This is a genomic window from Streptococcus ictaluri 707-05, from assembly GCF_000188015.2.
Taxonomy (GTDB): domain Bacteria; phylum Bacillota; class Bacilli; order Lactobacillales; family Streptococcaceae; genus Streptococcus; species Streptococcus ictaluri.
Genome location: NZ_AEUX02000006.1, coordinates 111,791 through 138,001 on the forward strand (window position 1 = coordinate 111,791; position 26,211 = coordinate 138,001).

22 protein-coding genes, 3 pseudogenes and 1 riboswitch are annotated in these 26,211 nt (G+C 36.7%); of the genes and pseudogenes, 20 read left to right on the top strand and 5 right to left on the bottom strand.

Going from position 1 to position 26,211, the window contains the following annotated elements; all coding sequences use genetic code 11:
- Positions 1-148 precede the first annotated feature (148 nt).
- From STRIC_RS05605 to STRIC_RS05650, 10 genes and pseudogenes are all read left to right on the top strand, one after another.
- Positions 149-3,259: a DNA polymerase III subunit alpha gene (locus tag STRIC_RS05605; protein WP_008089567.1), complete on the top strand. Its 3,111-nt coding sequence runs from the start codon at positions 149-151 to the stop codon at positions 3,257-3,259.
- Between the two features lie 79 nt (positions 3,260-3,338).
- Positions 3,339-4,352: a 6-phosphofructokinase gene (gene pfkA / locus STRIC_RS05610; protein WP_008088741.1), complete on the top strand. Its 1,014-nt coding sequence runs from the start codon at positions 3,339-3,341 to the stop codon at positions 4,350-4,352.
- Positions 4,353-4,413: 61 nt separating this feature from the next.
- A complete protein-coding gene (pyk, locus tag STRIC_RS05615) occupies positions 4,414-5,916 on the top strand; it encodes a pyruvate kinase (protein ID WP_008089360.1) in 1,503 nt (500 codons plus the stop codon).
- A gap of 142 nt (positions 5,917-6,058) precedes the next feature.
- On the top strand, positions 6,059-6,616 hold the full coding sequence (lepB, locus tag STRIC_RS05620; protein WP_008089487.1) for a signal peptidase I: 558 nt from the start codon (positions 6,059-6,061) through the stop codon (positions 6,614-6,616).
- A gap of 175 nt (positions 6,617-6,791) precedes the next feature.
- Positions 6,792-8,606, top strand: a complete 1,815-nt coding sequence (gene glmS, locus STRIC_RS05625; RefSeq protein WP_008089197.1) for a glutamine--fructose-6-phosphate transaminase (isomerizing) — start codon at positions 6,792-6,794, stop codon at positions 8,604-8,606.
- Positions 8,607-8,735: 129 nt separating this feature from the next.
- Positions 8,736-9,071 carry a zinc ribbon domain-containing protein YjdM gene (locus tag STRIC_RS05630; protein ID WP_008089233.1) on the top strand — a complete coding sequence of 112 codons (336 nt, stop codon included), beginning with the start codon at positions 8,736-8,738 and terminating at the stop codon, positions 9,069-9,071.
- Between the two features lie 102 nt (positions 9,072-9,173).
- Entirely contained in the window at positions 9,174-9,815 is a 642-nt protein-coding gene (locus STRIC_RS05635) for an amino acid ABC transporter permease (protein WP_008088711.1), read from the top strand.
- An 8-nt stretch (positions 9,816-9,823) separates the two neighbouring features.
- Positions 9,824-10,453 carry an amino acid ABC transporter ATP-binding protein gene (locus tag STRIC_RS05640; protein WP_008089502.1) on the top strand — a complete coding sequence of 210 codons (630 nt, stop codon included), beginning with the start codon at positions 9,824-9,826 and terminating at the stop codon, positions 10,451-10,453.
- Positions 10,454-10,466: 13 nt separating this feature from the next.
- Positions 10,467-11,303 (top strand): amino acid ABC transporter substrate-binding protein, encoded by an 837-nt coding sequence (locus tag STRIC_RS05645; protein ID WP_008088943.1) that lies wholly within the window; start codon positions 10,467-10,469, stop codon positions 11,301-11,303.
- Between the two features lie 94 nt (positions 11,304-11,397).
- Positions 11,398-12,262: pseudogene (locus STRIC_RS05650) on the top strand (IS982 family transposase).
- 205 nt (positions 12,263-12,467) lie between these two features.
- Here the strand turns inward: STRIC_RS05650 and STRIC_RS05655 are convergent.
- From STRIC_RS05655 to STRIC_RS05670, 4 genes and pseudogenes are all read right to left on the bottom strand, one after another.
- Positions 12,468-13,489 (bottom strand): annotated as a pseudogene (locus tag STRIC_RS05655) (IS30 family transposase).
- 70 nt (positions 13,490-13,559) lie between these two features.
- Entirely contained in the window at positions 13,560-14,768 is a 1,209-nt protein-coding gene (locus STRIC_RS05660) for a cation diffusion facilitator family transporter (protein WP_008088861.1), read from the bottom strand.
- A 104-nt stretch (positions 14,769-14,872) separates the two neighbouring features.
- Entirely contained in the window at positions 14,873-16,207 is a 1,335-nt protein-coding gene (locus tag STRIC_RS05665; RefSeq protein WP_008089165.1) for an alanine/glycine:cation symporter family protein, read from the bottom strand.
- Positions 16,208-16,336: 129 nt separating this feature from the next.
- A riboswitch (glycine riboswitch) is annotated at positions 16,337-16,424 on the bottom strand.
- Between the two features lie 222 nt (positions 16,425-16,646).
- Positions 16,647-17,668 (bottom strand): annotated as a pseudogene (locus STRIC_RS05670) (IS30 family transposase).
- Positions 17,669-17,872: 204 nt separating this feature from the next.
- Here STRIC_RS05670 and pcrA point away from each other — a divergent pair.
- The 10 genes from pcrA to tpx all read left to right on the top strand — a co-directional run bounded on the left by pcrA (position 17,873) and on the right by tpx (position 25,526).
- The gene (gene pcrA, locus STRIC_RS05675) at positions 17,873-20,167 is read left to right on the top strand and encodes a DNA helicase PcrA (protein WP_008089311.1); all 2,295 of its coding nucleotides are present in this window, start codon (positions 17,873-17,875) and stop codon (positions 20,165-20,167) included.
- 149 nt (positions 20,168-20,316) lie between these two features.
- Entirely contained in the window at positions 20,317-21,339 is a 1,023-nt protein-coding gene (locus STRIC_RS05680; RefSeq protein WP_200857377.1) for an IS30 family transposase, read from the top strand.
- A 346-nt stretch (positions 21,340-21,685) separates the two neighbouring features.
- Positions 21,686-21,931, top strand: a complete 246-nt coding sequence (locus STRIC_RS05685) for a GlsB/YeaQ/YmgE family stress response membrane protein (RefSeq protein WP_008088834.1) — start codon at positions 21,686-21,688, stop codon at positions 21,929-21,931.
- 51 nt (positions 21,932-21,982) lie between these two features.
- Positions 21,983-22,564, top strand: a complete 582-nt coding sequence (amaP, locus tag STRIC_RS05690) for an alkaline shock response membrane anchor protein AmaP (protein WP_008088709.1) — start codon at positions 21,983-21,985, stop codon at positions 22,562-22,564.
- A 9-nt stretch (positions 22,565-22,573) separates the two neighbouring features.
- Positions 22,574-22,762 (top strand): DUF2273 domain-containing protein, encoded by a 189-nt coding sequence (locus STRIC_RS05695; protein ID WP_008089003.1) that lies wholly within the window; start codon positions 22,574-22,576, stop codon positions 22,760-22,762.
- Positions 22,763-22,774: 12 nt separating this feature from the next.
- Positions 22,775-23,302 (top strand): Asp23/Gls24 family envelope stress response protein, encoded by a 528-nt coding sequence (locus STRIC_RS05700; protein WP_008089045.1) that lies wholly within the window; start codon positions 22,775-22,777, stop codon positions 23,300-23,302.
- 31 nt (positions 23,303-23,333) lie between these two features.
- Entirely contained in the window at positions 23,334-23,534 is a 201-nt protein-coding gene (locus STRIC_RS05705) for a CsbD family protein (RefSeq protein WP_008088959.1), read from the top strand.
- A 10-nt stretch (positions 23,535-23,544) separates the two neighbouring features.
- Positions 23,545-24,033: an Asp23/Gls24 family envelope stress response protein gene (locus tag STRIC_RS05710; protein WP_008089262.1), complete on the top strand. Its 489-nt coding sequence runs from the start codon at positions 23,545-23,547 to the stop codon at positions 24,031-24,033.
- A gap of 159 nt (positions 24,034-24,192) precedes the next feature.
- Positions 24,193-24,834 carry a GntR family transcriptional regulator gene (locus tag STRIC_RS05715; protein WP_008089140.1) on the top strand — a complete coding sequence of 214 codons (642 nt, stop codon included), beginning with the start codon at positions 24,193-24,195 and terminating at the stop codon, positions 24,832-24,834.
- 197 nt (positions 24,835-25,031) lie between these two features.
- Positions 25,032-25,526, top strand: a complete 495-nt coding sequence (gene tpx, locus STRIC_RS05720; RefSeq protein ID WP_008089228.1) for a thiol peroxidase — start codon at positions 25,032-25,034, stop codon at positions 25,524-25,526.
- A 32-nt stretch (positions 25,527-25,558) separates the two neighbouring features.
- Here tpx and STRIC_RS05725 read toward each other — a convergent pair whose 3' ends face one another.
- On the bottom strand, positions 25,559-26,137 hold the full coding sequence (locus STRIC_RS05725) for a TetR/AcrR family transcriptional regulator (protein ID WP_008089468.1): 579 nt from the start codon (positions 26,135-26,137) through the stop codon (positions 25,559-25,561).
- Positions 26,138-26,211 lie beyond the last annotated feature (74 nt).

The window sequence follows — 26,211 nt, forward strand, 5'->3', positions numbered from 1 at the left end:
ACAGAAAAACAAGACAAATGTCAAGTTTTAGTGCTTTTTATTCCTATATTAATCTTAAAAAATCAGATGATATCATTGAAAATGAAAAGTAGAGCATCAAAGTCAGTTTCATAGTATAATAGAATTAAGAATTACTTGGGAGGGGACAATGTTTGCTCAGTTAGATACAAAGACCGTTTATTCCTTTTTGGATAGTTTAGTGGATTTAGAAAACTATATCAATCAAGCTAAGCTTTTAGGATATCAAAGCATCGGAATAATGGATAAAGATAATCTCTATGGAGCTTTTCACTTTATTAGAGCTTGTCACAATAAAGGTCTAAAGCCAGTTTTAGGACTTGATTTAACATTAGATTGGTTTGATCAAAGTTATGATTTTAGATTAATCGCCAAAACAAATACAGGCTATACAAACTTGTTAAAAGTGTCTACAGAGAAAATGTCTGGAACACTAACAAGTGATAAATTTCTACAGCTCTTAGAAGGAATTGCTCTTATTTTGGCTCCTCAACAGTACACAGATGAGCTAAGATTTCCTTTTGATTTCTATATTGGTATTGACGAAAAGGGAGTTCCTCTAGGAAATGTTGATTTGTCAAAAGTAATTCCTTTGCCAACTGTTCGTTACTTTTCAGAACAAGAAACAGAAACGTTACAAGTGTTACATGCTATTAGAGATAATGTTACCTTATCAGAAACAGCATTAGTGCCAAATGGACAGTCTTTGAAAAGTTGTCAAGAAATGACGGACTATTTTGAACAGCTTTGCCCTCAATCTTTAATCAATTTAAGTCTGTTAATTTCGGCCATCTCATACGACTTTGACACGGATTTAAAGCTCCCTAGATTTAATCGAGATAAGTCTGCCAAAGAAGAACTGAGACAGCGGACACAAGAAGGCTTGGAGAAACGTAACTTATGGCGTGAACCTTATCAAAGTCGTTTAAATCATGAGCTATCTGTCATTTCAGAGATGGGATTTGAGGATTACTTTTTGATTGTCTGGGACTTAGTGCGTTTTGGACGCAGCAAAGGCTATTATATGGGAATGGGCCGAGGATCAGCAGCGGGTAGTTTGGTAGCTTTTGCGCTTCAAATTACTGGTATTGATCCCGTGGCCAATAATTTGCTCTTTGAACGTTTTCTAAATAAAGAGCGCTACAGCATGCCAGATATAGATATTGACATGCCAGATATTTATCGCACAGAATTTCTTCACTATGTGAGAAACCGTTACGGAAGCCAACATTCTGCACAAATTGTGACATTTTCTACTTTTGGGCCTAAACAAGCCATTCGAGATGTCTTTAAGCGCTTCGGTGTTCCAGAATATGAATTGAGTCATCTAACTAAGAAAATTGGTTTTCGAGATACACTAGATAGTGTCTATGAGAAAAACATGGCTTTTCGACAAGTCATAACAAGTCGTCTTGAGTATCAAAAAGCTTTTGAAATGGCTAGACGGATAGAGGGAAAACCAAGACAAACCTCTATTCATGCAGCAGGTATAGTCATGAGTGATGATAATCTAACAGATCATATTCCGCTTAAAAATGGCGAGGATATGATGATCACACAGTATGATGCTCAAGCTGTAGAAGCTAATGGACTCTTGAAAATGGATTTTTTGGGACTGAGAAACTTAACCTTTGTACAAAAAATGCAAGAAAAAGTGGCTATAGACTATGGCATCAGCATTGACATATCAGCTATTGATCTAGAGGATTCAGAGACCCTTCAATTGTTTGCAAGAGGGGATACTAAAGGAATTTTTCAATTTGAACAAAATGGTGCTATTAGCTTACTAAAACGCATTAAACCAGTTAAATTTGAAGAGATTGTAGCAACCACAAGTCTTAACAGACCAGGAGCTAGTGACTATACCAACAACTTCATTAAACGTCGTAGAGGACTTGAGAAGATAGATTTAATCGATCCTATTGTTGCTCCGATTTTAGAGCCCACTTATGGCATTATGTTATATCAAGAGCAGGTCATGCAGATAGCACAAGTCTATGCAGGATTTAGTTTAGGAAAAGCTGATCTTTTGCGCCGTGCCATGTCTAAAAAAAATGCTTTTGAAATGAAAAAAATGGAAGAAGACTTTTTAGCAGGCGCCAGAAAACTTGGTAGAAAAGAAGAAGTCAGTCAATTACTCTTTAAACGCATGGAAAAATTTGCTGGTTATGGCTTCAACCGTAGTCATGCCTTTGCCTATTCCGCCTTAGCTTTTCAATTAGCCTATTTCAAAACCCATTATCCAGAAGACTTTTTTGACATTATGATGAACTATTCTAGTAGCGATTATATTACAGATGCACTAGAATCTGACTTTCAAATTGGTTCTTTATCCCTTAATACAATTCCATTTACTGATAAGATTGCTAAAAATACAATATATATGGGCCTAAAAAACGTCAAAGGTTTACCTAGAGATTTTGCTTATTGGATTATTGAAAACCGTCCCTTTAAGAGCATTGAAGACTTTTTAACACGCACTCCTCTGAAATACCAGAAAGCGAGCTTTATTGAGCCTTTGGTTAATATTGGATTATTTGACAACTTTGAAAAAAATAGGAAAAAAATAATTGGTAATCTAGAAGAGCTCTTGGTTTTTGTTAATGAATTAGGCTCTTTATTTGCAGACTCTTCTTTTAATTGGTCAGAAGTAGAGGATTATTCACCAACAGAAAAATATTATTTGGAACAAGAGTTATTAGGAGTAGGCGTTAGCAAGCATCCTTTAACGGCTATTGCCGAGAGAAATAAAGACTCCTTTACACCTATAGTGAAATTAGTTAAAGACAGCCAAGCTAAGGTTTTAGTCCAACTAGAAACTATCAAAATCATTCGAACAAAAACAAGTGGTCAGCAAATGGCATTTCTAACGGTCAATGATACTAAAAAGAAGCTAGAAGTGACACTCTTTCCTGAACAATTTAGTCTTATGAAATCTCTTTTGAAAGAAGGAGAGTTGTATTATATTAGTGGTAGAGTAAAAGAAAGAGACGGACGACTTCAGTTAGTGGGACAAGAAGTGACACTGGCAAATCAAAAAAAATTATGGTTGTTAGTTAAGAATCATCAATTTGATCAAGAGTTGTCTCAAGTATTAGGTGACTTTCCAGGAGATAGCCAAGTGGTGATTCACTACCAAGAAGAAAAAGAAACGATAGAGATAAATAACTTGAAAGTGAGTGTTACACCTGAGTTAGAAGAAAAGCTCCAAAGCTACGTTTTGAAAACGGTTTTTCGATAAAAATAGTGAATTAGTGAAGTAATTTGCAATCGAATGTGCTATAATTAAAACGTTAAATTAATTAAAGGAGTACCAAAGAATGAAACGTATTGCTGTTTTAACTAGTGGCGGTGACGCTCCTGGGATGAATGCTGCTATTCGTGCAGTTGTTCGTAAAGCAATTTCAGAAGGAATGGAAGTTTGTGGTATTAACCGTGGCTACGCAGGTATGGTTGACGGAGATATTTTCCCATTAGGTTCAAAGGGTGTTGGTGATAAAATTTCACGCGGAGGAACTTTCCTATATTCCGCACGTTATCCTGAATTTGCTAAAGTTGAAGGTCAACTGGCTGGTATCGAACAACTTAAAAAGCATGGAATTGAAGGAGTAGTTGTGATTGGTGGAGACGGTTCTTACCATGGTGCAATGCGCCTAACAGAACATGGTTTCCCGGCTGTAGGTATCCCAGGTACAATTGATAATGACATTGCAGGAACTGACTATACAATTGGTTTTGATACAGCTGTAAACACTGCTGTTGAAGCTATTGATAAGCTACGTGATACCTCATCAAGTCACGGACGTACCTTTGTTGTTGAGGTTATGGGACGTAACGCTGGTGATATTGCTCTTTGGGCAGGTATTGCAAGTGGAGCTGACCAGATTATTGTTCCTGAAGAAGAATTTGATATTGAAAAAGTCGTTTCAACGATTAAGTACGATTTTGAAAACAAAGGAAAAAATCACCATATCATCGTTTTAGCAGAAGGTGTCATGAGTGGACAAGCTTTTGCTGAAAAATTGAAAGAAGCTGGTGATACCAGTGACCTTCGTGTGACAAATTTAGGGCACATCCTACGTGGTGGTTCTCCAACTGCGCGTGACCGTGTTATTGCATCTTGGATGGGAGCACACGCTGTCGAATTACTTAAAGAAGGTAAGGGAGGTTTGGCTGTAGGTATTCATAATGAGGAGTTGGTAGAAAGTCCAATTCTTGGTTCAGCAAAAGAAGGTGCCTTATTTAGCCTAACTGAAGAGGGTAAAATTATTGTGAATAATCCACACAAAGCTTGTTTGGATTTTGCGATTTTAAATCGTTCATTATCACAATAAGAGTCGTTAAAAGTGTAAATCGTCAATTTTTGACAAAAAAATAAGGGAGTGTCATAGTAAAATGAATAAACGCGTAAAAATCGTTGCAACACTTGGTCCTGCGGTTGAAATCCGTGGTGGTAAAAAATACGGTGAGGACGGCTACTGGGCTGGACAACTTGACGTTGAAGAATCAGCTAAAAAAATTGCTGAATTGATTGAAGCTGGCGCTAATGTCTTCCGTTTCAATTTTTCACACGGTGACCATAAAGAACAAGGTGACCGTATGGCTACTGTTCGCCGTGCAGAAGAAATTGCTCGTCAAAAAGTTGGCTTCCTATTGGATACAAAAGGTCCAGAAATGCGTACAGAACTTTTTGCTGATGCTGCTAAAGAGTATGCTTACCTTACGGGTGAAAAAATCCGTGTTGCTACTACTCAATGTATTCAATCAACTCGTGATGTTATTGCATTGAGCGTTGCAGGAAGTCTTGATATCTATGACAAAGTAGAAGTAGGTCATACTATCCTTATTGATGATGGTAAACTTGGTTTGAAAGTCATTGAAAAAGATATTTCAACTCGTGAATTTATTGTTGAAGTTGAAAATGATGGCATTATTGCTAAACAAAAAGGTGTTAACATTCCAAACACTAAGATTCCTTTCCCAGCACTTGCAGAACGTGACAATGCAGACATTCGTTTTGGACTTGAACAAGGACTTAACTTCATCGCGATTTCATTTGTTCGTACAGCAAAAGATGTTGAAGAAGTGCGCGATATCTGTCGTGAAACTGGAAACGAGCATGTTCAATTATTTGCTAAAATTGAGAACCAACAAGGTATTGATAACCTTGATGAAATCATTGAAGCTTCGGATGGTATCATGATTGCTCGTGGTGACATGGGTATTGAAGTACCATTTGAAATGGTTCCAGTTTTCCAAAAAATGATTATTACTAAAGTAAATGCAGCTGGTAAAGCAGTTATTACAGCAACAAACATGCTTGAAACAATGACTGAAAAACCACGTGCAACACGTTCAGAAGTATCTGACGTCTTCAACGCGGTTATCGATGGTACTGATGCAACAATGCTTTCAGGGGAATCAGCTAACGGTAAATACCCAGTTGAATCTGTTCGTACAATGGCTACAATTGACCGTAATGCACAAACACTTCTTAATGAATATAGTCGTTTAGATTCATCTGCTTTCCCACGTACTAATAAAACAGATGTTATCGCTTCAGCTGTTAAAGATGCTACTCATTCAATGGATATCAAGCTAGTTGTTACCATCACTGAAACAGGTAATACTGCTCGTGCTATCTCGAAATTCCGTCCAGATGCTGATATTCTTGCCGTTACATTTGATGAAAAAGTACAACGTTCATTGATGATTAACTGGGGAGTTATTCCACTTCTTGCAGAAAGACCAGCATCAACTGATGACATGTTTGAAGTAGCAGAGCGTGTTGCTCTTGAAAATGGTTTAGTACAATCAGGCGACAACATTGTTATTGTTGCTGGTGTACCTGTAGGTACAGGTGGTACTAACACTATGCGTGTACGTACTGTAAAATAATCCATCTCATAAACAACCTCATTGTATAATGAGGTTGTTTTTTTCTTTAAAAGTGACTATTACTTATTTAGGCATTCCTAGCTTACTGACTTTTTTTATTCTTCATCTCATGTTATAATAAAGTAATAGACTAGGAGTTATTATGGTAAAACGAGATTTTATAAGAAATATATTATTATTATTGATAGTCATTGTAGGTGCTATTTTATTACGAATTTTTGTCTTTTCGACCTTTCGAGTAATACCTGAGACAGCCAATTCTTACTTAAAAAGTGGTGACCTTATAACCATTAAAAAAAATATAGCGCCAAAATATAAGGATTTTGTTGTTTATAAAGTAGGTAAAAAAGAATATGTGAGTCGTGTCATTGCTCTTGAGGGTGATAGTGTGACTTATATGGACGATATCTTTTATTTGAATAATATGGTAGAGTCACAATCTTATCTTGAAGATATGAAAATGTCTTTTCTCAATAAAGCAGAGCCGGGATCGCTTTACACAGATGATTTTACTATCACAACAATCACATCTGGCAAATACGAAAGTGTCCCTAAAGGCAAGTACCTTCTCTTAAATGATAACCGAAGAAATCAAAAAGATAGTCGTCAATTTGGGCTAATTGATGCCTCACAAATAAAAGGCTTAGTGACTTTTAGGGTCTTACCTCTAAAAGAGTTTGGTTTTGTAGAAGTAGAGTAGTTTTCTGACTACTCTATTTTTTTGCTAAAAAAGACTATACCAATTTAAATATTGACAAGAAAAAAATAAAAATATATACTGTAAACATAGTGTTTTTATAGGTATTTAGTTATCTATACCAATTTTAAATAATTATGAGAGAAAGTAGTAAGTTAACTTACTAGGGTATAAATACATGTGTGGAATCGTTGGAGTTGTTGGCAATCGAAATGCGACAGACATCTTGATGCAAGGGCTTGAAAAGCTTGAGTATCGTGGTTATGATTCAGCAGGAATCTTCGTTGCGAATGATAAGCAATCCAATTTAATAAAATCCGTTGGTCGTATTGCTGATTTACGTTCTAAAATTGGTATTGATGTTGCTGGAACAATGGGTATTGGACATACCAGATGGGCGACTCATGGTCAAGCAACTGAGCATAATGCACATCCTCATCACTCTCAAACAGGTCGTTTTGCATTAGTTCATAACGGTGTTATTGAAAATTATCTACAAATCAAGGAAACTTATCTTTCTGATCATAACTTTAAAGGTCAAACAGATACAGAAATTGCCATTCATTTGATTGGTAAGTTTGTTGAAGAAGACAAATTGCCTGTTTTAGAAGCCTTTAAAAAAGCCTTGTCACTGATTGAAGGTTCCTATGCTTTTGCCTTGGTAGATAGCGAGGACACAGAAACAATCTACGTTGCCAAAAACAAATCTCCTTTATTGATTGGTTTGGGTCAAGGCTACAACATGGTTTGTTCAGATGCGATGGCGATGATTAGAGAAACAAGTGAGTTCATGGAGATTCATGATAAAGAATTGGTTGTTTTGACTAAAGATTCAGTAACGATTACAGATTATGATGGCAATCAGGTTGAACGTGATTCTTATACTGCTGAGCTTGATTTATCAGATATTGGCAAGGGAACTTATCCATACTACATGCTTAAAGAAATTGATGAGCAACCAAGTGTTATGCGCAAACTCATTTCTAAATATGCTGATGAAGATGGTAACATGGTCATTGATCCTGCTATTATTGCTTCTATTCAGGAGGCTGACCGCATTTATATTTTAGCTGCAGGAACATCATATCATGCTGGTTTTGCTTCAAAATCTATGCTTGAGAAATTGACCGATACACCAGTGGAATTAGGTGTCTCTTCAGAATGGGGTTATCATATGCCCTTATTGAGTAAGAAGCCTCTTTTCATTCTGTTAAGTCAGTCGGGTGAAACAGCCGATAGCCGACAAGTCTTGGTGAAAGCTAATCAAATGGGTATTCCTAGCTTAACCATCACAAACGTTCCTGGTTCTACCTTATCACGTGAAGCTAGCTATACCTTGCTTTTACATGCAGGACCTGAGATTGCGGTAGCTTCAACCAAAGCTTGCACAGCGCAAGTAGCGACTTTAGCCTTCTTAGCCAAGGCTGTTGGAGAAGCCAATGGCAAACAAGAAGCGATTGATTTTGATTTAGTCCATGAGTTGTCAATTGTGGCTCAATCTATTGAGGCAACCTTGTCTGAAAAAGACCTCATTGCTGAAAAAGTACAAGATCTTCTAGCAAAGACACGAAATGCTTTTTATATCGGTCGTGGTAATGATTACTATGTTGCTATGGAAGCTTCTCTAAAATTAAAAGAAATTTCTTATATTCAATGTGAAGGTTTTGCAGCAGGTGAATTGAAGCATGGAACTATTTCACTTATTGAAGATGGGACTCCTGTTATTGGGTTAATTTCCTCAAACGAGGTTGTAGCTTCTCATACACGTGGAAATATTCAAGAAGTAGCTGCGCGAGGAGCTAAAGTTCTTACGATAGTTGAGGAAGGTTTAGAACGTAAAGGAGACGATATTATCGTTAATAAGGTTCATCCATTCTTAGCGACGATTGGTATGGTCATCCCAACACAGTTGATTGCCTACTACGCTTCTTTACAACGTGGACTTGATGTTGACAAACCTCGTAATTTGGCAAAAGCAGTAACCGTTGAGTAAATTTTTTAAAAGGTATCTGAACAGAGATACCTTTTTTAGATGCTTTAATTCATTTTGGTAACGTATTCATCTTGTCAAATCAGCTTTTCTACAGTAAAATATTAACATTAAGTTATTTAGGAGATCAAGATGTCATTACCAAATTGTTTGCAATGTAATTCAGAGTACGTGTATGAGGATGGTTTATTACTAATTTGCCCTATGTGTGCTTTTGAATGGACACCAGGAGAAGAAGCAGCTGAAGAAGAAGGTTTAGTTGTTTTAGATAGTAATGGTGTTAAGCTTGCTGATGGGGATACTATTACTGTAATCAAAGATCTTAAAGTTAAAGGTGCTCCAAAAGACCTTAAACAAGGAACTCGTGTAAAAACCATCCGATTAGTTGAAGGTGACCACAATATTGATTGTAAAATCGACGGCTTCGGAGCTATGAAGTTAAAATCAGAATTTGTTAAGAAAATTTGATAATAATACGCAACCAGTCTTCTGGTTGTATTTTTATAAAAAAATTCCCAAAATAGTGCATTTTTGGTATAATAGAGAAACTATTGTTTGCTAGGAGATGACATGACTTATATATTGCAAGTTTTACCCAGTTTAATAGAAGGGGCCTTTGTTACCTTACAAGTCTTTTTCATTGTAATCTTATTATCTATTCCTTTAGGAGCTTTTTTTGCTTTTCTAATGAAAGTTAATTTTAAACCTCTTCAGTGGTTATTAACTCTATATGTTTGGATAATGAGAGGGACTCCCTTACTCTTACAACTGATTTTTGTTTATTATGTTTTGCCAAGTGTAGGAATTACATTTGACCGCTTACCAGCAGCTATTCTTGCTTTCACTTTAAATTACGCTGCCTATTTTGCTGAGATTTTCCGTGGTGGTATTGAAGCCATTCCGATGGGGCAATATGAGGCTGCTAAAGTCTTGAAATTAAATCATTTTCAGACCGTACGCTATGTGATATTTCCTCAGGTCTTCAAAATTGTTTTACCAAGTGTTTTTAATGAAGTCATTAATTTGGTCAAAGACTCTTCTTTAGTCTATGTTTTAGGGGTAGGAGACTTATTATTGGCTAGTAAGACAGCGGCTAATAGAGATGCCACTTTAGCACCTATGTTTATTGCTGGTTTGATTTACTTACTTTTAATCGGTCTAGTCACACTGTTATCCAAACGTGTTGAAAAAAGATTTAACTACTATAAATAGGAGGCCATATGTTAGAACTAAAGAATATTTCCAAACAATTTGGTCAAAAACAAATCTTTGATCACTTTAATTTGACACTTGAAGATGGTGAAATTTTATCATTGGTAGGGCCTTCTGGGGGCGGTAAGACCACTCTTTTAAGGATGCTTGCGGGCTTAGAATCTATTGATTCGGGTGAAATTATTTATAATGGTGAAACTGTTGCTATTGACCATCTTGAAAACCGAAACTTATTAGGTTTTGTTTTTCAAGATTTTCAGTTATTTCCACATTTGACAGTGCTTGAAAACTTAACCTTATCTCCTCTTGTAACAATGGGTGCTTCTAAAGAGTCTTCTATTAAGAAAGCCATGGATCTCTTGGAGCGCTTGGGGTTAAAAGAACATGCTTACGTTTATCCTTTTTCTTTATCAGGTGGTCAAAAGCAACGTGTAGCCTTAGCAAGAGCCATGATGATTGATCCTCAAATCATCGGATATGATGAACCAACAAGTGCTTTAGATCCAAAATTAAGACAAGAAGTTGAGAAATTGATTTTACAAAATCGTGAAATTGGAATGACCCAGATTGTGGTCACCCATGATTTAACGTTTGCTGAATCCATTTCTGATCGCATTATTAAAGTAAATCCAAAGTAGAAAGTAGGCAAAGATGTCAGCTAAAAAAATAGTATGTAGTATCTTCCTCTTAAGTTTTTCTTTCATTATGGTTGCTTGTGGTCATAAACAAAGTAGTAAAAGTGGTGATGCTTGGAAAACCTATGAAAAAGAAAAAACCATTACCTTAGGGTTTGATAATACCTTTGTTCCCATGGGATATAAAAATGAATCTGGTGAACATACGGGCTTTGATATTGATTTGGCTAAGGCAGTTTTTGACCAGTACCATATTAAGGTAAAATTACAACCTATCAATTGGGATCTTAAAGAAACAGAACTAAAAAATGGAAAAATTGATCTCATTTGGAATGGGTATTCGCAAACAAAAGAACGTCAAGAAAAAGTTGCTTTTTCAAAACCTTACATGACTAATACTCAGGTGCTAGTAACTAAAAAAAGCTCAGGAATTGCTTCCTTTGCTGATATGAAAAATAAGGTTCTTGGTGCGCAATCGGGTTCATCTGGTTATGACGCTTTTATGCGCAATCCTAGTCTTCTTAAAGACCAAGTGAAAGGTCAGGATGCTACACAATACGAAACCTTTACACAGGCTTTTATCGATCTTAAAAGTAACCGTATTGATGCTCTTTTGATTGATAAAGTTTATGCTAATTATTACTTAAAACAAGAAAAAGAATTAGATCATTACCGTGTCACCGATAGTGAATTCAAAACTGAAAATTTTGCAGTCGGAGTTCGTAAAGAAGATAAGACTTTGGTTAAAAAGATTAATCGAGCCTTCCAAAAGTTATATGATGACGGGCAATTCCAAGCTATTTCAGACAAATGGTTTGGAGAAGATGTGGCTACGGAAGATATCAAAAAATAAAAGTATACCCGTGGTGCTAGTTAATCTCAAAATACAATAAAAAGCCCAAAAGGACTATACTGTAAGTGCCTACACAAACAGGAGGTTAGTCCAAATGAGCCACTTACAGTATACAGCTAAATCCCATCACTTACAATGGAATATGCGTCAATTATCAAAAATTTGTTCTCAGTTTTATCAGGATTATTGTCCGGAAGACTTCAAACACCGTCGTAACGTCTGTCTGTCCAAAGTTTCAGACCAATCTCTTCTAGTTTTACTGCTATTACAAGCTGAACTAGGTATTAAATCACAACGTCACTTTTATAGGATTTGTCAGCTATTTCCCTGCGGTACATTACTAGAAAGAAGTCGCTTTAATAGGCGTGCAAGACAGTTGATTTGGCTGGTTCAAGTGATTCGTCAGGCAATGAACACTCAAATTTCTCCCAATACCATTGTTATTATAGACAGCTTTCCTTTGCCACTTTGTCAATCTATTCGTAACCACAGGTTCAGACTTTTCAATGGGATAGCTAATATTGGTTACACCGCCTCTAAACATATGTGGTTTTACGGTTTTAAGGTTCACATGCTAGTGACCTTATCAGGCTACATTCTGAATTATGTTGTCAGCCCAGCCTCTGTTCATGATATTAAGGCAGTTTACGAGTTGCTAGAAAGGTGTGAACAATCCGTCATTTTAGCAGACTTAGGTTACCTTAACCGTGAGCTGAAAGATGAGTTGAAGCAAAATGGCTATCACCTCTGGACTCCCTTGCGTCAAAATATGGAAGGGGCGTAAACAGCATAATCATTGGAAACTAATGGCTATGAGACGAACCATTGAGACTAGATTTTCAGAACTTTGTTCCCTTTTTGATATGGAACGAACACTGGCTAGGGGCATGACAGGGCTGCAATTGAGGATTGAACAAATCATACTAGCTTACAATTTGAGATATTTTGAAATTAACTAGCACCATGGGTAAAAGTATACTGTTCTTATCAGAAGATATTAAAAACCTTAAAACTGTTTTAGTCGTTTTAAGGTTTTTTGATTTAACAAATTATATCTGACGTTTGATATGGTAATGAGGTTTTAAGCTCATTTTGTGAGATTTTCTGGTTCGCAAGTTGTCAAGTCAAGTGCAACCAGTTCATAGATAACTAGAGTTCCAGATGTTAAGCTGTTCGGGATAGCTCAAACAGGAATTTTGAGGATTGATATTGAAGAAGTCGTCTTGGGCGCTCATTGATGGCAGTAATATAATTGTCAAGTTCTTCAGAGGTTAGTGGATTAAGTGAGACTCCTTTAGGGACATATTCTCTGAGGAGGCCATTGAAGTTCTCGTTTTTTCCTCTCTCATGTGAAGAATAGGGATGTGCAAAATAACTTCAACAGCTTCTAAGTTTGAGAGTAAACTAAACTCAGAACCATTATCCGCTGTGATGGATGCAATAGGATACTGACTGATGAGATGCATGACAGCTCGGTTAATGGTTTGGGACTGCTTGTCTTCTAGCTTAACTCCTAGTGCATAGCGTGTCTGGCGCTCTACCAAAGTCAACATAACAGCTTCACCTTTGGTTTTCTTGCCGAGAACCAAATCAATCTCCCAATGCCCAAATTCAGAACGATCATTAATATATTCTGGACGTTCTTCGATAGATTTACCTAAAGTCTTCTTATTCGTCTTCATGACTTTCTTAGAACGTTTTCTGATACTAACCATCTTAGGCAAATCGATTGGTTTAATAGCTAATACCCCCTCTTTGATATAACGATAAATCGTTTTGGTAGAGGGGACGACTTCTTCAGGATGGTTCACTTTGTAAGTCTGAACAAAACTATCCACACTATGGAGACGAATGTTAGCCGTCAAGGCAGATTCTAATTGTTCAATGAACCTAGCGGAGCAGTCATTCAACTTGAGATAAGAACTCTTTTGACGATTGGTTTCATAGACACGTTGCCCACTATCAGCGAAATAGGCGTTGAAGAAGGTTTGTTTTCCATTCTTATCCTTTACCTGTTCTACTGAACCACGTTTTATTTCTCGGCAGATTGTAGAACGGTGACGACCCAAGAGTCGAGCAATCTCAGCGGGTTTCTTTCCCATTTTAAGATAAGCAGCAATTTCACCCCGTTCTGTGGCTGAAAGATGAGAATAGGATGATTTTCTGGTAGAATTAATGTTGGACATGTTCATCTGCTTTCCATACTGAATTGGGGAATTCTAGTATATCAGACGAACATGTCTTTTTTGTTGCACTTCATTTTACAACGCGGGGAGATTTTCTAGTTATTTGATGAAAGTATAGGTACCAGTCTTCCTGACGTCGCCACAAGCTAGTGTGATATTTTCCGTTTACTTGATAAGTAATCAGTTTTGTCCTTTGGCTGACAGCATTGATTTGAAAGTCTTCTATTTTAGAAGGGTAGTAGGTTTCCCTTTCGAAGAAGTCTGATTGCTTAAGCAATTGTCCCTTATCATCAATTAATTCAAATTCCTTTGCAATATAGGATTGATAACCGGGTACTTTGGCTAAGATGATTTTTTCTTTTCTGAGAAAGGTCTGCATGATGAGATCATTATCTTGGCTTTCTAGCACAGTTGCTGGTTCAACATGGATATCAATATCATAAACCGAAAACTTATCACTGAGTAGTTGTTCCACCTCTTCTGTAATAGCATGGCTTTCTAAAACAGACAAGTCAGGATGCATTTCCAGAACAATATCTAGATAAACGTTACTGCCATAAGTTCTACCTCTTTGAGAATTAACAGCTACAATTTTTGGAATTTCCAAAATGGCTTTTTCATATTGTTTTAGGTGACGGTTATCAAAACCATCTGATAAACTAAAGGAACTTTCCATAAAAATGTCAAATGCCGTTTTTAAGATGAAAAAAGTGATAATAATAGCAGCAATTCTATCAATAATAGGTAGATTTAAGGAAGCAGCCGCAATGGCAACAGAAGTACCTAGTGAAGTGACAGCATCTGATAAATTATCTTTTGAAGCAGCGACTAATGCACTTGATTTGACCCTTCTAGAGAGTCTTTTATTATAAAAATAAACTCCCAACATGATCATGGCTGACAGAATTCCAACTAATGCTCCAATGGGATCGATAGGTGTTTGCTGATTAGAAATGATGTTTTGAACAGTTTGAATAAGAACTTGGAAACCAACGATAAACATGATAAAAGAAGCGATGAGACTAGATAAGTCTTCAATCTTCCAGTGTCCAAAACGGTGATTAGCATCAGCTGGTTGACTGGCTAGATGCAAACCGATTAATAGAGCTACATTCCCGACGATATCAGAGAGGTTATTAAAACCATCTGCAATTAAAGAGTTTGCGTTTAAAAAGTAGCCTGCCAGAAGTTTTGCGATGCTTAGAAGCAGATAAGCAAAAATACTTAGAATAGGTCCTCTTTTAGCTAATTTTAAATTTTGAATAGGATCTTTAGTCATAACGACTCCTTTGTTTTCAATTCTTTTATTATATCATAAAAAGACAGCTATACTAAAAAACCTAAGCCGTCATTTTGACAAAGCTTAGGTAGAGGAAAGATTAGTTATTTCGTTTTGTTTTTTGCAAAATAATCTTTTGTTTCATATATAATGATAGGTGATAAAGCTAACAGAGCAATGAGATTTGGAAGTGCCATTAAGCCGTTTACGATGTCAGCTAGAATCCAGATTAATTCTAATTTAAGGAAACCTCCTAAGGCAACCATTATTACAAAGAATATTCTGAAATAAGTAATATGACTTGTTCCAAAAAGAAATTCAAAGCAGCGCTCACCATAATAACTCCAACCTAGAATAGTTGTGAAAGCAAATAAAACTAGTGAGAAGGTAAGACCATAATTACCAAAATGACCAAATACTGAACTGAAGGCTGACTGAGTTAGTGGAGCACCTTCTAGAGAACTTGTCCATTGCCCAGTCACCAAGATGGATAATCCTGTTAAAGTACAGATAATCAAAGTATCAATGAAAGTTCCTGTCATGGAAATAAGGCCCTGTTCAACTGGTTCATTGGTCTTGGCCGCTGCAGCAGCAATTGGTGCTGACCCAAGTCCAGATTCATTAGAGAAGACTCCACGAGCAATCCCTTTTTGAATAGCGTCTTTAACCAAGCTACCAGCAAAACCTCCTGCAGCAGCTGTTGGTGCAAAAGCTGACTTGAAGACAAGTGAGATAACTGGAATCAAATTAGTATAATTAATAAGAATAACGGTTAAGGTACATAATATGTAGAAAATAGCCATAAATGGCACCACTTTTTCAGCTACTTTTGAAATTGATTGGATTCCTCCAAAGATAATGATGGCTACTAGAAGAGCTAGAAGAATACTAATCCATTGTGACGAGACACCAAAACTGTGATGAAGTGAAGAGGTAATAGAATTAACTTGCGCAAAAGTTCCAATCCCAAACAGTGCCACTAGAATCCCTGAGGCAGCAAATAAAATAGCTAATGGCTTCCATTTATCCCCCATACCGTGAACAATGTAATACATAGGACCGCCAGAAATTTGTCCATTAGCATCTTTGGTGCGATATTTAATCGCTAATAATCCTTCAGCATATTTGGTTGCCATACCAAAGAAGGCAGCGACCCACATCCAAAATAGCGCTCCTGGTCCACCTGACTTGATAGCAGTGGCAACCCCTACGATATTACCTGTCCCAACAGTTGCTGCTAAAGCAGTGGCTAAAGCCGCAAAAGAAGAGATATCGCCATGCCCCTCATCATCCGTAAAAATAAGTCGAAAGGCACGAGGCAGTTTAAGGATTTGAAGGAAACCAAGACGTATTGAAAGATATATACCTGTTCCTACTAAGAGTGTAAGAAGTGGAGGTCCCCAAACCAAATCATCTATTAATTTTACAAAAGCAATCATCTTTATCTCCTTAAAAACACTAACCAAATATTGTCAAAAAGAAAAAGCTATCTCTTTGAGATAACTTCTGAAATAAAGAATAAAATAGCCAACGCAAAAAACTTAAGAAAAGTTTTTCTTAATGACTTATTTTAATCTTCTGTCCTTTTGCCTGAGAGATTGAGCAGTTTTGCCTTGCCCCTTCGGCGCCTAATAAGGTCTCTCCAGAAGTCCGTCCATCAAACAGTCCCGTTCAACAATTGAACACCTGAGAGTATAACTCCTTCGGCGAAAATAAATTCTTCTCCTGCATGACATCATTCGGTTTATTAAATTAGAACTATCATACCTCAAAAAGCGAATGATGTCAAACCCTTTTTTAAAAAAGTATGGAAAAACGCTTTCTCGCAAGTTGTCAAGTCAAGTGCAACCAGTTCATAGATAACTAGAGTTCCAGATGTTAAGCTGTTCGGGATAGCTCAAACAGGAATTTTGAGGATTGATATTGAAGAAGTCGTCTTGGGCGCTCATTGATGGCAGTAATATAATTGTCAAGTTCTTCAGAGGTTAGTGGATTAAGTGAGACTCCTTTAGGGACATATTCTCTGAGGAGGCCATTGAAGTTCTCGTTTTTTCCTCTCTCATGTGAAGAATAGGGATGTGCAAAGTAAACTTCAACAGCTTCTAAGTTTGAGAGTAAACTAAACTCAGAACCATTATCCGCTGTGATGGATGCAATAGGATACTGACTGATGAGATGCGTGACAGCACGGTTAATGGTTTGGGACTGCTTGTCTTCTAGCTTAACTCCTAGTGCATAGCGTGTCTGGCGCTCTACCAAAGTCAACATAACAGCTTCACCTTTGGTTTCTTGCCGAGAACCAAATCAATCTCCCAATGCCCAAATTCAGAACGATCATTAATATATTCTGGACGTTCTTCGATAGATTTACCTAAAGTCTTCTTATTCGTCTTCATGACTTTCTTAGAACGTTTTCTGATACTAACCATCTTAGGCAAATCGATTGGTTTAATAGCTAATACCCCCTCTTTGATATAACGATAAATCGTTTTGGTAGAGGGGACGACTTCTTCAGGATGGTTCACTTTGTAAGTCTGAACAAAACTATCCACACTATGGAGACGAATGTTAGCCGTCAAGGCAGATTCTAATTGTTCAATGAACCTAGCGGAGCAGTCATTCAACTTGAGATAAGAACTCTTTTGACGATTGGTTTCATAGACACGTTGCCCACTATCAGCGAAATAGGCGTTGAAGAAGGTTTGTTTTCCATTCTTATCCTTTACCTGTTCTACTGAACCACGTTTTATTTCTCGGCAGATTGTAGAACGGTGACGACCCAAGAGTCGAGCAATCTCAGCGGGTTTCTTTCCCATTTTAAGATAAGCAGCAATTTCACCCCGTTCTGTGGCTGAAAGATGAGAATAGGATGATTTTCTGGTAGAATTAATGTTGGACATGTTCATCTGCTTTCCATACTGAATTGGGGAATTCTAGTATATCAGACGAACATGTCTTTTTTGTTGCACTTCATTTTACAACGCGGGAAAAACGATTTCTTATACGTTTGGCTTTTATTTTCTTCCTTTTTCCTTTTTCTTCAAAACATGATATAATTTTTAGGTTGATATAAAGAGAGTTATAGAGAAAAAGAAGGAGTAATCATGAATCCTTTATTAAATGGAATGAATGACAAACAGGCCGCAGCTGTTCGAACAACAGAAGGGCCTTTATTAATTATGGCAGGAGCTGGTTCAGGAAAAACCAGAGTTTTAACTCACCGGATAGCTTATTTAATTGATGAAAAACTGGTTAATCCCTGGAATATTTTAGCGATTACCTTTACCAATAAAGCGGCGCGTGAAATGAGAGAACGTGCACTGAGTTTAAATCCTCAGACTAAGGATACCTTGATTGCGACCTTTCACTCGATGTGTGTTAGGATTTTAAGGCGTGAAGCAGATCATATTGGCTATAATCGCAATTTCACCATTGTCGATCCAGGAGAGCAACGTACTCTAATGAATCGGATTCTGAAAAATCTTAATTTGGACTCTAAAAAATGGAACGAACGATCTATTTTAGGTACGATTTCAAATGCCAAAAACGATTTATTAGATGAAAAGACTTATGAAGCTCAAGCTGGAGATATTTATAGTCAAATCGTAGCGAGATGCTATAAGGCCTATCAAGAAGAATTACGACGAAGTGAAGCTCTTGATTTTGATGACTTAATTATGATGACACTTCGCTTATTTGATCAAAATCCTCAAGTATTAGCTTATTATCAGCAAAAGTATCAATATATTCACGTGGATGAGTATCAAGATACCAATCATGCCCAATATCAGTTGGTGAAATTGCTAGCATCGCGTTTTAAGAATATTTGCGTGGTAGGCGATGCGGACCAATCCATCTATGGCTGGCGTGGGGCAGACATGCAAAATATTTTAGATTTTGAAAAAGATTACCCAGAAGCAAGAGTGGTTTTATTGGAAGAGAACTATCGTTCCACTAAAAAAATTCTCCAAGCCGCAAATGATGTTATCAATCACAATCAAAAGCGACGTCCTAAAAAATTATGGACCCAAAATGCTGACGGTGAGCCATTGGTTTATTACCGTGCTAATGATGAACGTGATGAAGCTGTCTTTGCAGCGTCAACTATCAGCCAGCTTAATCAAAAGGAATCTAAGAGTTTTAAAGATTTTGCGGTTTTATACCGTACTAATGCTCAATCACGTACTATTGAAGAAGCCTTCTTAAAATCTAATATCCCTTATACTATGGTTGGTGGAACTAAATTCTACAGCCGAAAAGAAATTCGGGATTTAATTGCCTACTTAACCATTATTGCCAATCCTTCAGATAATCTATCTTTTGAGCGAATTGTCAATGAACCTAAAAGAGGTGTTGGACCAGGAACTTTGGATAAACTACGTCAGTTTGCCTATGAGCAAGACATGTCATTACTTGAAGCAGCCTCCAATCTTTTCTTATCTCCACTAAAAGGAAAAGCTGCCCAAGCCATTTCTGATTTATCCAGTCTTCTAACTCGCTTAAGACAAGAGCTAGACCAGTTATCTATTACCAGCTTAGCAGAGAAATTACTAGAAGAATCGGGCTATTTAGACAGTCTGAAAATTCAAAACACCCTAGAAAGTCAAGCACGAATTGAAAATATTGAAGAATTTCTAACTGTTACTAAGAATTTTGATGATAATTCTGAAAATCAAGCGAGTTCTGAAAGCGGACTTGATCGATTAGGGAGATTCTTAAATGACTTAGCACTTATTGCGGATACAGATGATAGTAGTTCAGAAGCTTCAGAAGTGACTTTGATGACGTTGCATGCGGCTAAAGGTCTGGAATTCCCTGTGGTTTTCTTAATTGGAATGGAAGAAGGGGTCTTTCCTTTATCTAGAGCCTCTGAAGATCCAGATGAGTTAGAAGAAGAAAGACGATTAGCTTATGTGGGCATTACAAGAGCCGAGGAGATACTCTTTTTAACCAATGCCAATACCCGTACCCTTTTTGGTAAGAGTAGCTATAATCGACCAACTCGCTTCTTAAAAGAGATTTCGGATTCTTTGTTATCCTATCAGGGTCTTGCAAGACCAGCTCATTCTTCATTCGGCGTTCGTTTTTCAACAGAAACAAAGACACAATTTGGTCAAGGGATGAGTCTATCAGAAGCAATCCAGTCTAGAAAATCTCAAGTTCAAAATGAAACTCCATTAGCTCCTCAAAGCAAAGGTGCCATTCCTTTTGGAAGTCAGTCACAAGGTCAAGTGACCACGAGTTGGGAAATTGGAGATATTGCGGTCCATAAAAAATGGGGAGAAGGAACTGTGCTTGAGGTTAGCGGATCTGGAAAAACCATGGAACTTAAAATAAAATTTCCAGAAGTTGGACTTAAAAAACTTTTGGCAAGCCTTGCACCAATAACGAAAAAATAAAGCCTTTACCTAGTTTACTTACTTTTTAAGTGATTAAACTAGGTATTTTTTTTCAAAAAAATCCCGCGTTGTAAAATGAAGTGCAACAAAAAAGACATGTTCGTCTGATATACTAGAATTCCCCAATTCAGTATGGAAAGCAGATGAACATGTCCAACATTAATTCTACCAGAAAATCATCCTATTCTCATCTTTCAGCCACAGAACGGGGTGAAATTGCTGCTTATCTTAAAATGGGAAAGAAACCCGCTGAGATTGCTCGACTCTTGGGTCGTCACCGTTCTACAATCTGCCGAGAAATAAAACGTGGTTCAGTAGAACAGGTAAAGGATAAGAATGGAAAACAAACCTTCTTCAACGCCTATTTCGCTGATAGTGGGCAACGTGTCTATGAAACCAATCGTCAAAAGAGTTCTTATCTCAAGTTGAATGACTGCTCCGCTAGGTTCATTGAACAATTAGAATCTGCCTTGACGGCTAATATTCGTCTCCATAGTGTGGATAGTTTTGTTCAGACTTACAAAGTGAACCATCCTGAAGAAGTCGTCCCCTCTACCAAAACGATTTATCGTTATATCAAAGAGGGGGTATTAGCTATTAAACCAATCGATTTGCCTAAGATGGTTAGTATCAGAAAACGTTCTAAGAAAGTCATGAAGACGAATAAGAAGACTTTAGGTAAATCTATCGAAGAACGTCCAGAATATATTAATGATCGTTCTGAATTTGGGCATTGGGAGATTGATTTGGTTCTCGGCAAGAAAACCAAAGGTGAAGCTGTTATGTTGACTTTGGTAGAGCGCCAGACACGCTATGCACTAGGAGTTAAGCTAGAAGACAAGCAGTCCCAAACCATTAACCGTGCTGTCACGCATCTCATCAGTCAGTATCCTATTGCATCCATCACAGCGGATAATGGTTCTGAGTTTAGTTTACTCTCAAACTTAGAAGCTGTTGAAGTTTACTTTGCACATCCCTATTCTTCACATGAGAGAGGAACAAACGAGAACTTCAATGGCCTCCTCAGAGAATATGTCCCTAAAGGAGTCTCACTTAATCCACTAACCTCTGAAGAACTTGACAATTATATTACTGCCATCAATGAGCGCCCAAGACGACTTCTTCAATATCAATCCTCAAAATTCCTGTTTGAGCTATCCCGAACAGCTTAACATCTGGAACTCTAGTTATCTATGAACTGGTTGCACTTGACTTGACAACTTGCGTTTTCAAAAAATTAAAAATATAAGGTCAAATGACTTGCAAAAAAAATAATAGGTGTATAATAACAATATAAATTAAATAACGAGTGGTCACTTTGTTAAATGGTTTATATTAATAGCTTTTATAAGTGTAGTCACTGATAAAGTTTGTTAATTAAAACACAACTAACAATTTTAGGTTTAATTTATATAGTCACTTTTTAAAGTGAGTATTCATTAACTTTTAGGCGAGAAATGATAGACGTCATTTCTCATGGACAAAAGATACGATAGACGTATCTAAAAGGAGAATATCATGGGACTTATTTGGACATTAATCGTTGGTGCAATTATCGGTGCAATTGCTGGAGCTCTTACAAAACGTGGTGGTTCAATGGGTTGGATTGCTAACATTGTAGCAGGTCTAGTTGGATCATATGTTGGTCAAGCTCTATTAGGTAGCTGGGGACCTTCATTAGCAGGTATGGCATTAATTCCTTCTATTATTGGTGCTGTTGTCGTTGTTATCATTACTTCTTTTGTACTAAGCAAGACAAACTAAATCTAAGTTAGCAATAGCTTTTAGAGATAGTCAAGTAGGAAAGAGGTCCATATGTCAAAATTTTTAAAGATTATTTATAGTCTCGGTGGCCTGGTCCTATTATCCATCCTCGGATGGGTAATAGGCGTTACTGCAGATTATATCAGTTTACCAGCTAGCCTTTATTGGCTACATTGGGACACCAATAGACTTCCCAATTTCCTAGACCCTGCTTTATACTATTATTATTTCTGGGCAGCATTTGCCTTATTTATCATCACTTTAGTTGTTTTACTCTTTATTATTTTCTATCCACGTACTTATACAGAAATTCAGTTGAAGAAAAATAAAGGAACTCTTTTATTGAAAAAATCAGCAATTGAAGCTTACGTTGCGACTGCTATAAAAGCAACAGGATTGATGGCAGATCCCAATGTTTCAGCTAAATTGTATAAGCGTAAGTTCAAGGTGGATGTTACTGGAGAGCTTGCTTCTCGTGTAGGAGTTGTTGAACAATTAAATGGGATTAAAGAAGGTATCGAGACTGGATTAAAAGAATTCTTTGGACTTGAAAGACCTGTTAATTTTAAGGTTTGTGTCAAAGAGGTTTCAGATTCCGATCGTAAAGTAGCTGCTAGGAAACGTGTAGAATAGGAGTTTAATATGGAATTTTATGAAAGATTTAAATATCCCATTATAGGTGGTGTGGTAGGTTTAATCATTGCGGTCTTATTAATGACGTTTGGTTTTTTCAAAACCCTACTAGCAATTCTTTTCATTATTCTGGGTATGTATGCTGGCTTATATGCCAAAAAAACAGGTATTATTGACCAATTTATCAAACGTAAATAAAGGAGACTTATCATGACTGAAACATATATTAAAAACACAAATCAAGATTTTGCCCCTGTAATTCGTGGTGAATTGACCTATGAAGATAAAGTTATCGAAAAAATTGTTGGACTAGCTCTTGAAAATGTTGATGGCTTATTAGGTGTAAGCGGTGGTTTCTTTGCCAACTTGAAAGACAAACTGGTTAATACTGAGTCTGTTCGTGACGGTGTTAACGTAGAAGTTGGTAAAAAACAAGTGGCTGTTGATTTAGATATTGTTGCTGAATATCAAAAACATGTTCCAACTATTTATGATGCCATTAAATCAATTGTTGAAGAAGAAGTTAAAAAGATGACTGATTTGGATGTTATTGAAGTGAACGTTAAAGTTGTTGATATTAAAACAAAAGAACAATTTGAAGCTGAAAAAGTAAGTTTACAAGACAAGGTTTCAGAAGTAGCAAAATCAACTTCGGAATTTACGAGCCAACAAGTTGGCAATATGAAATCTGGCGTTGAGAAAATGCAAGATCAACAAGCAGAACCACGCGTTATATAGACAGTACTTTTAAGCTAGAGGAGGATCTATTATGTCAGATGAAAAAGTAAATGCAAAATTGGATCAAGCAGGCGGAAAACTAAAAGAAGGTTTGGGCAAAGTTACTGGAGATAAGTCTTTAGAGACAGAAGGTAAAGTTGATCAAGCCAAGGGAAAAGTTAAAGAAGTCGCTGAAGATGCCAAAGACTCATTAAAAGGACTTGCTAAAGGTCTAGATAAAGACGATAAGTAAAGGTGACATGATGGAATCAAATCACATTAAAAGTACACTCACTTATGACGATAAAGTCATTGAAAAAATTGTTGGACATGCTTTGGAAAATGTCGGTGGTTTATTAGCAGTAACTGGTGGTTTCTTCTCTAATATCAAAAATAACTTGGTCAATACAGAATCTGTAACAGATGGTGTTGCTGTTGAAGTTGGTACAAAAGAAGTTGCTGTTGATTTGAAAGTAATCGTTGAATATGGGAAAGATATTCCAGCTATTGCAGAATCAATTAAAGCCATTGTTTCTCAAAATGTTGACAGCATGACTCACTTGAAAGTGGTTGAAGTCAATGTTAATGTAGTGGACATTCGTACAAAAGAAGAGCATGAAGCTGCTAGTGTAACCGTTCAAGATCGTGTGACTAGTGCTGCATCATCAACTTCTAAATTCGTTGCAGAGCAAACCGAGAAACTAAAAGAAACTAATACAGATTCTTTAGACAATCCAGGAGCAGCAAAATAAATAATCATAGTAGAGACTATTGATGAGACATATGGGCTGGTGACAATCTTACCGGCTCTTTTTGTCAGCTATCAAAGAAGTTACTCATCCTATTGTAATCTCTTTAAAAATGTGATTTAATAGGAATGTTATGATTGTCACAAGTAAGGAGTGTTGTAAATGACCAGTAATAAGAGGGAGATAACTAATTCCAAATATCAAAAAATAGCTATTTCTGTAGCTCAAAGAATTGCAAGTGGAGAGTATGAAGTTGGAGAAAAATTAAAATCTAGAACTACAATTGCTTCTACTTTTAATGTTTCCCCAGAAACAGCTCGAAAAGGACTGAATATTCTTGCAGATTTGAAAATTTTGACTTTAAAACATGGTAGTGGTGCTATTGTTTTATCAAAAGAAAAAGCGATTGATTTTATCAATCAATACGAATCAACGCATTCTATTGCAGTGATTAAAGAGAAAATTAGAGATAATATTCGTGAGCAACAGACTGCTATGGAAAGTTTGTCTGTGCTTGTCAATGATTACCTCATGCAAAGTCAATCGATTAGTAAGCAGTATCCTTTAGCGCCCTATGAGATTATCTGCAGTCATGATTCAGAACACTTTGGAAAATCAATTGGTGTTTTAAATATCTGGCATCAGACTGGAGCGACTATTGTGGCCATTGAACATGATGGCAAATTCACCATTTCACCTGGCCCATATTCTGTGATTGAAAAAGGTGATCATATTTATTTTGTCGGTGATGAATCTGTTATTTCTAGAATGAAGACTTTTTTCAATCTCAGAAAAGGACTTTAAAACTAGGTTTTCCTAGTTTTTTCTTTACCGTCCTGAAATTTTCTTTGAATAGTCTAGTTTTTTTGGTTTTTAGCAAAGAGTCAACTAGTTTATAAACAAATACTTCGTAAAGTTTCTTAACTTACGTTATGATAGAAGAAAAGCTATTATGTCAAATAATAACTAACTAAGCAGCCTAATGAGATGGAGGTAACCAAATGACAACATTTAAAGGCCAAGAAGTCACCCTTGTTGGTAGTCGGTTTGAAGTAGGCGATACTGTGCCAGATTTTACATTGATGGCTAGTGATTTAAGCCAAAAATCTTTACATGACTTTAAAGGTAAGAAAATAATTAGTGTCGTACCGTCTATAGATACTGGAATTTGTTCCACTCAAACCAGAACCTTCAATCAAGCTATAGCGGATAAGGATGATTGTCATATTTTGACAGTCTCTGTTGATCTACCTTTTGCTCAAGCTCGTTGGTGTGGGGTTCAAGGGCTTGATAAGGCTATAATGCTTTCAGATTATTACGATTATAGCTTCGGCAAAAGCTTTGGTTTATTAATTGAGGAATGGCATTTTTTAGCACGTGCTGTCCTTATTTTAGATGAAAACAACAAGGTCGTTTACATCCAATACCTAGACAACATTAATGAAGCACCTGATTATGAAGCTGCTCTAAGAGCTCTTGAAAAAGAAATGGCATAGGATATTGACTTTCAAAAAGACACCCCATGAAGCTAGATACCTCTATCTGACTTTGGGGTGTCTTTTATGGGTTTTGCTTGTCCAATAACGGCTAATATGATAGCTGCGATTTCCTTATTGTTTTCTTGGCATCCATGACTAATCCAATAAGTAATAATAGCTTCGATACTTGCTAAATAAACTTCAAGAGCATAAGGGTAAGGGATATCATAATGCGCAAGTATAATGTCTTGAAAATGGCTGATGCTTGTCAAGACTTGGAAGATAAAATCTTTTAGCAATTGGGAAAAATTGAGTTGTTGGGAGTTAACTAGAGCAGTTACAAATTCTTGATTGTCTGTGATATAAGTAAGGGTTTGTTTAAGCACATGTTCAGTATCTGTATAGATTTTTTTGTCATTCAAAATATCATAGAGACCATCAAATAAGTCATTCTTAAATTGTGTTATCATATCAGTCTTGTCTTTATAGTGGAGATAAGAAGTGCTTCGATTAATTCCAGCTTTTTGAGTGAGGTCAGAAACACTAATACTTTCAAAATTTTTTTCTGCAATCAAAAGACATAGAGCTTCCTTGAGGTAGTTTTTGGTTTCGGTTTGTCTAACTGGCATAAGAGCGCTTCCTCCTTAAATAGACACTTCTCATTTATCTGTCCATGTGAATAGGACATGGACATTATATAATA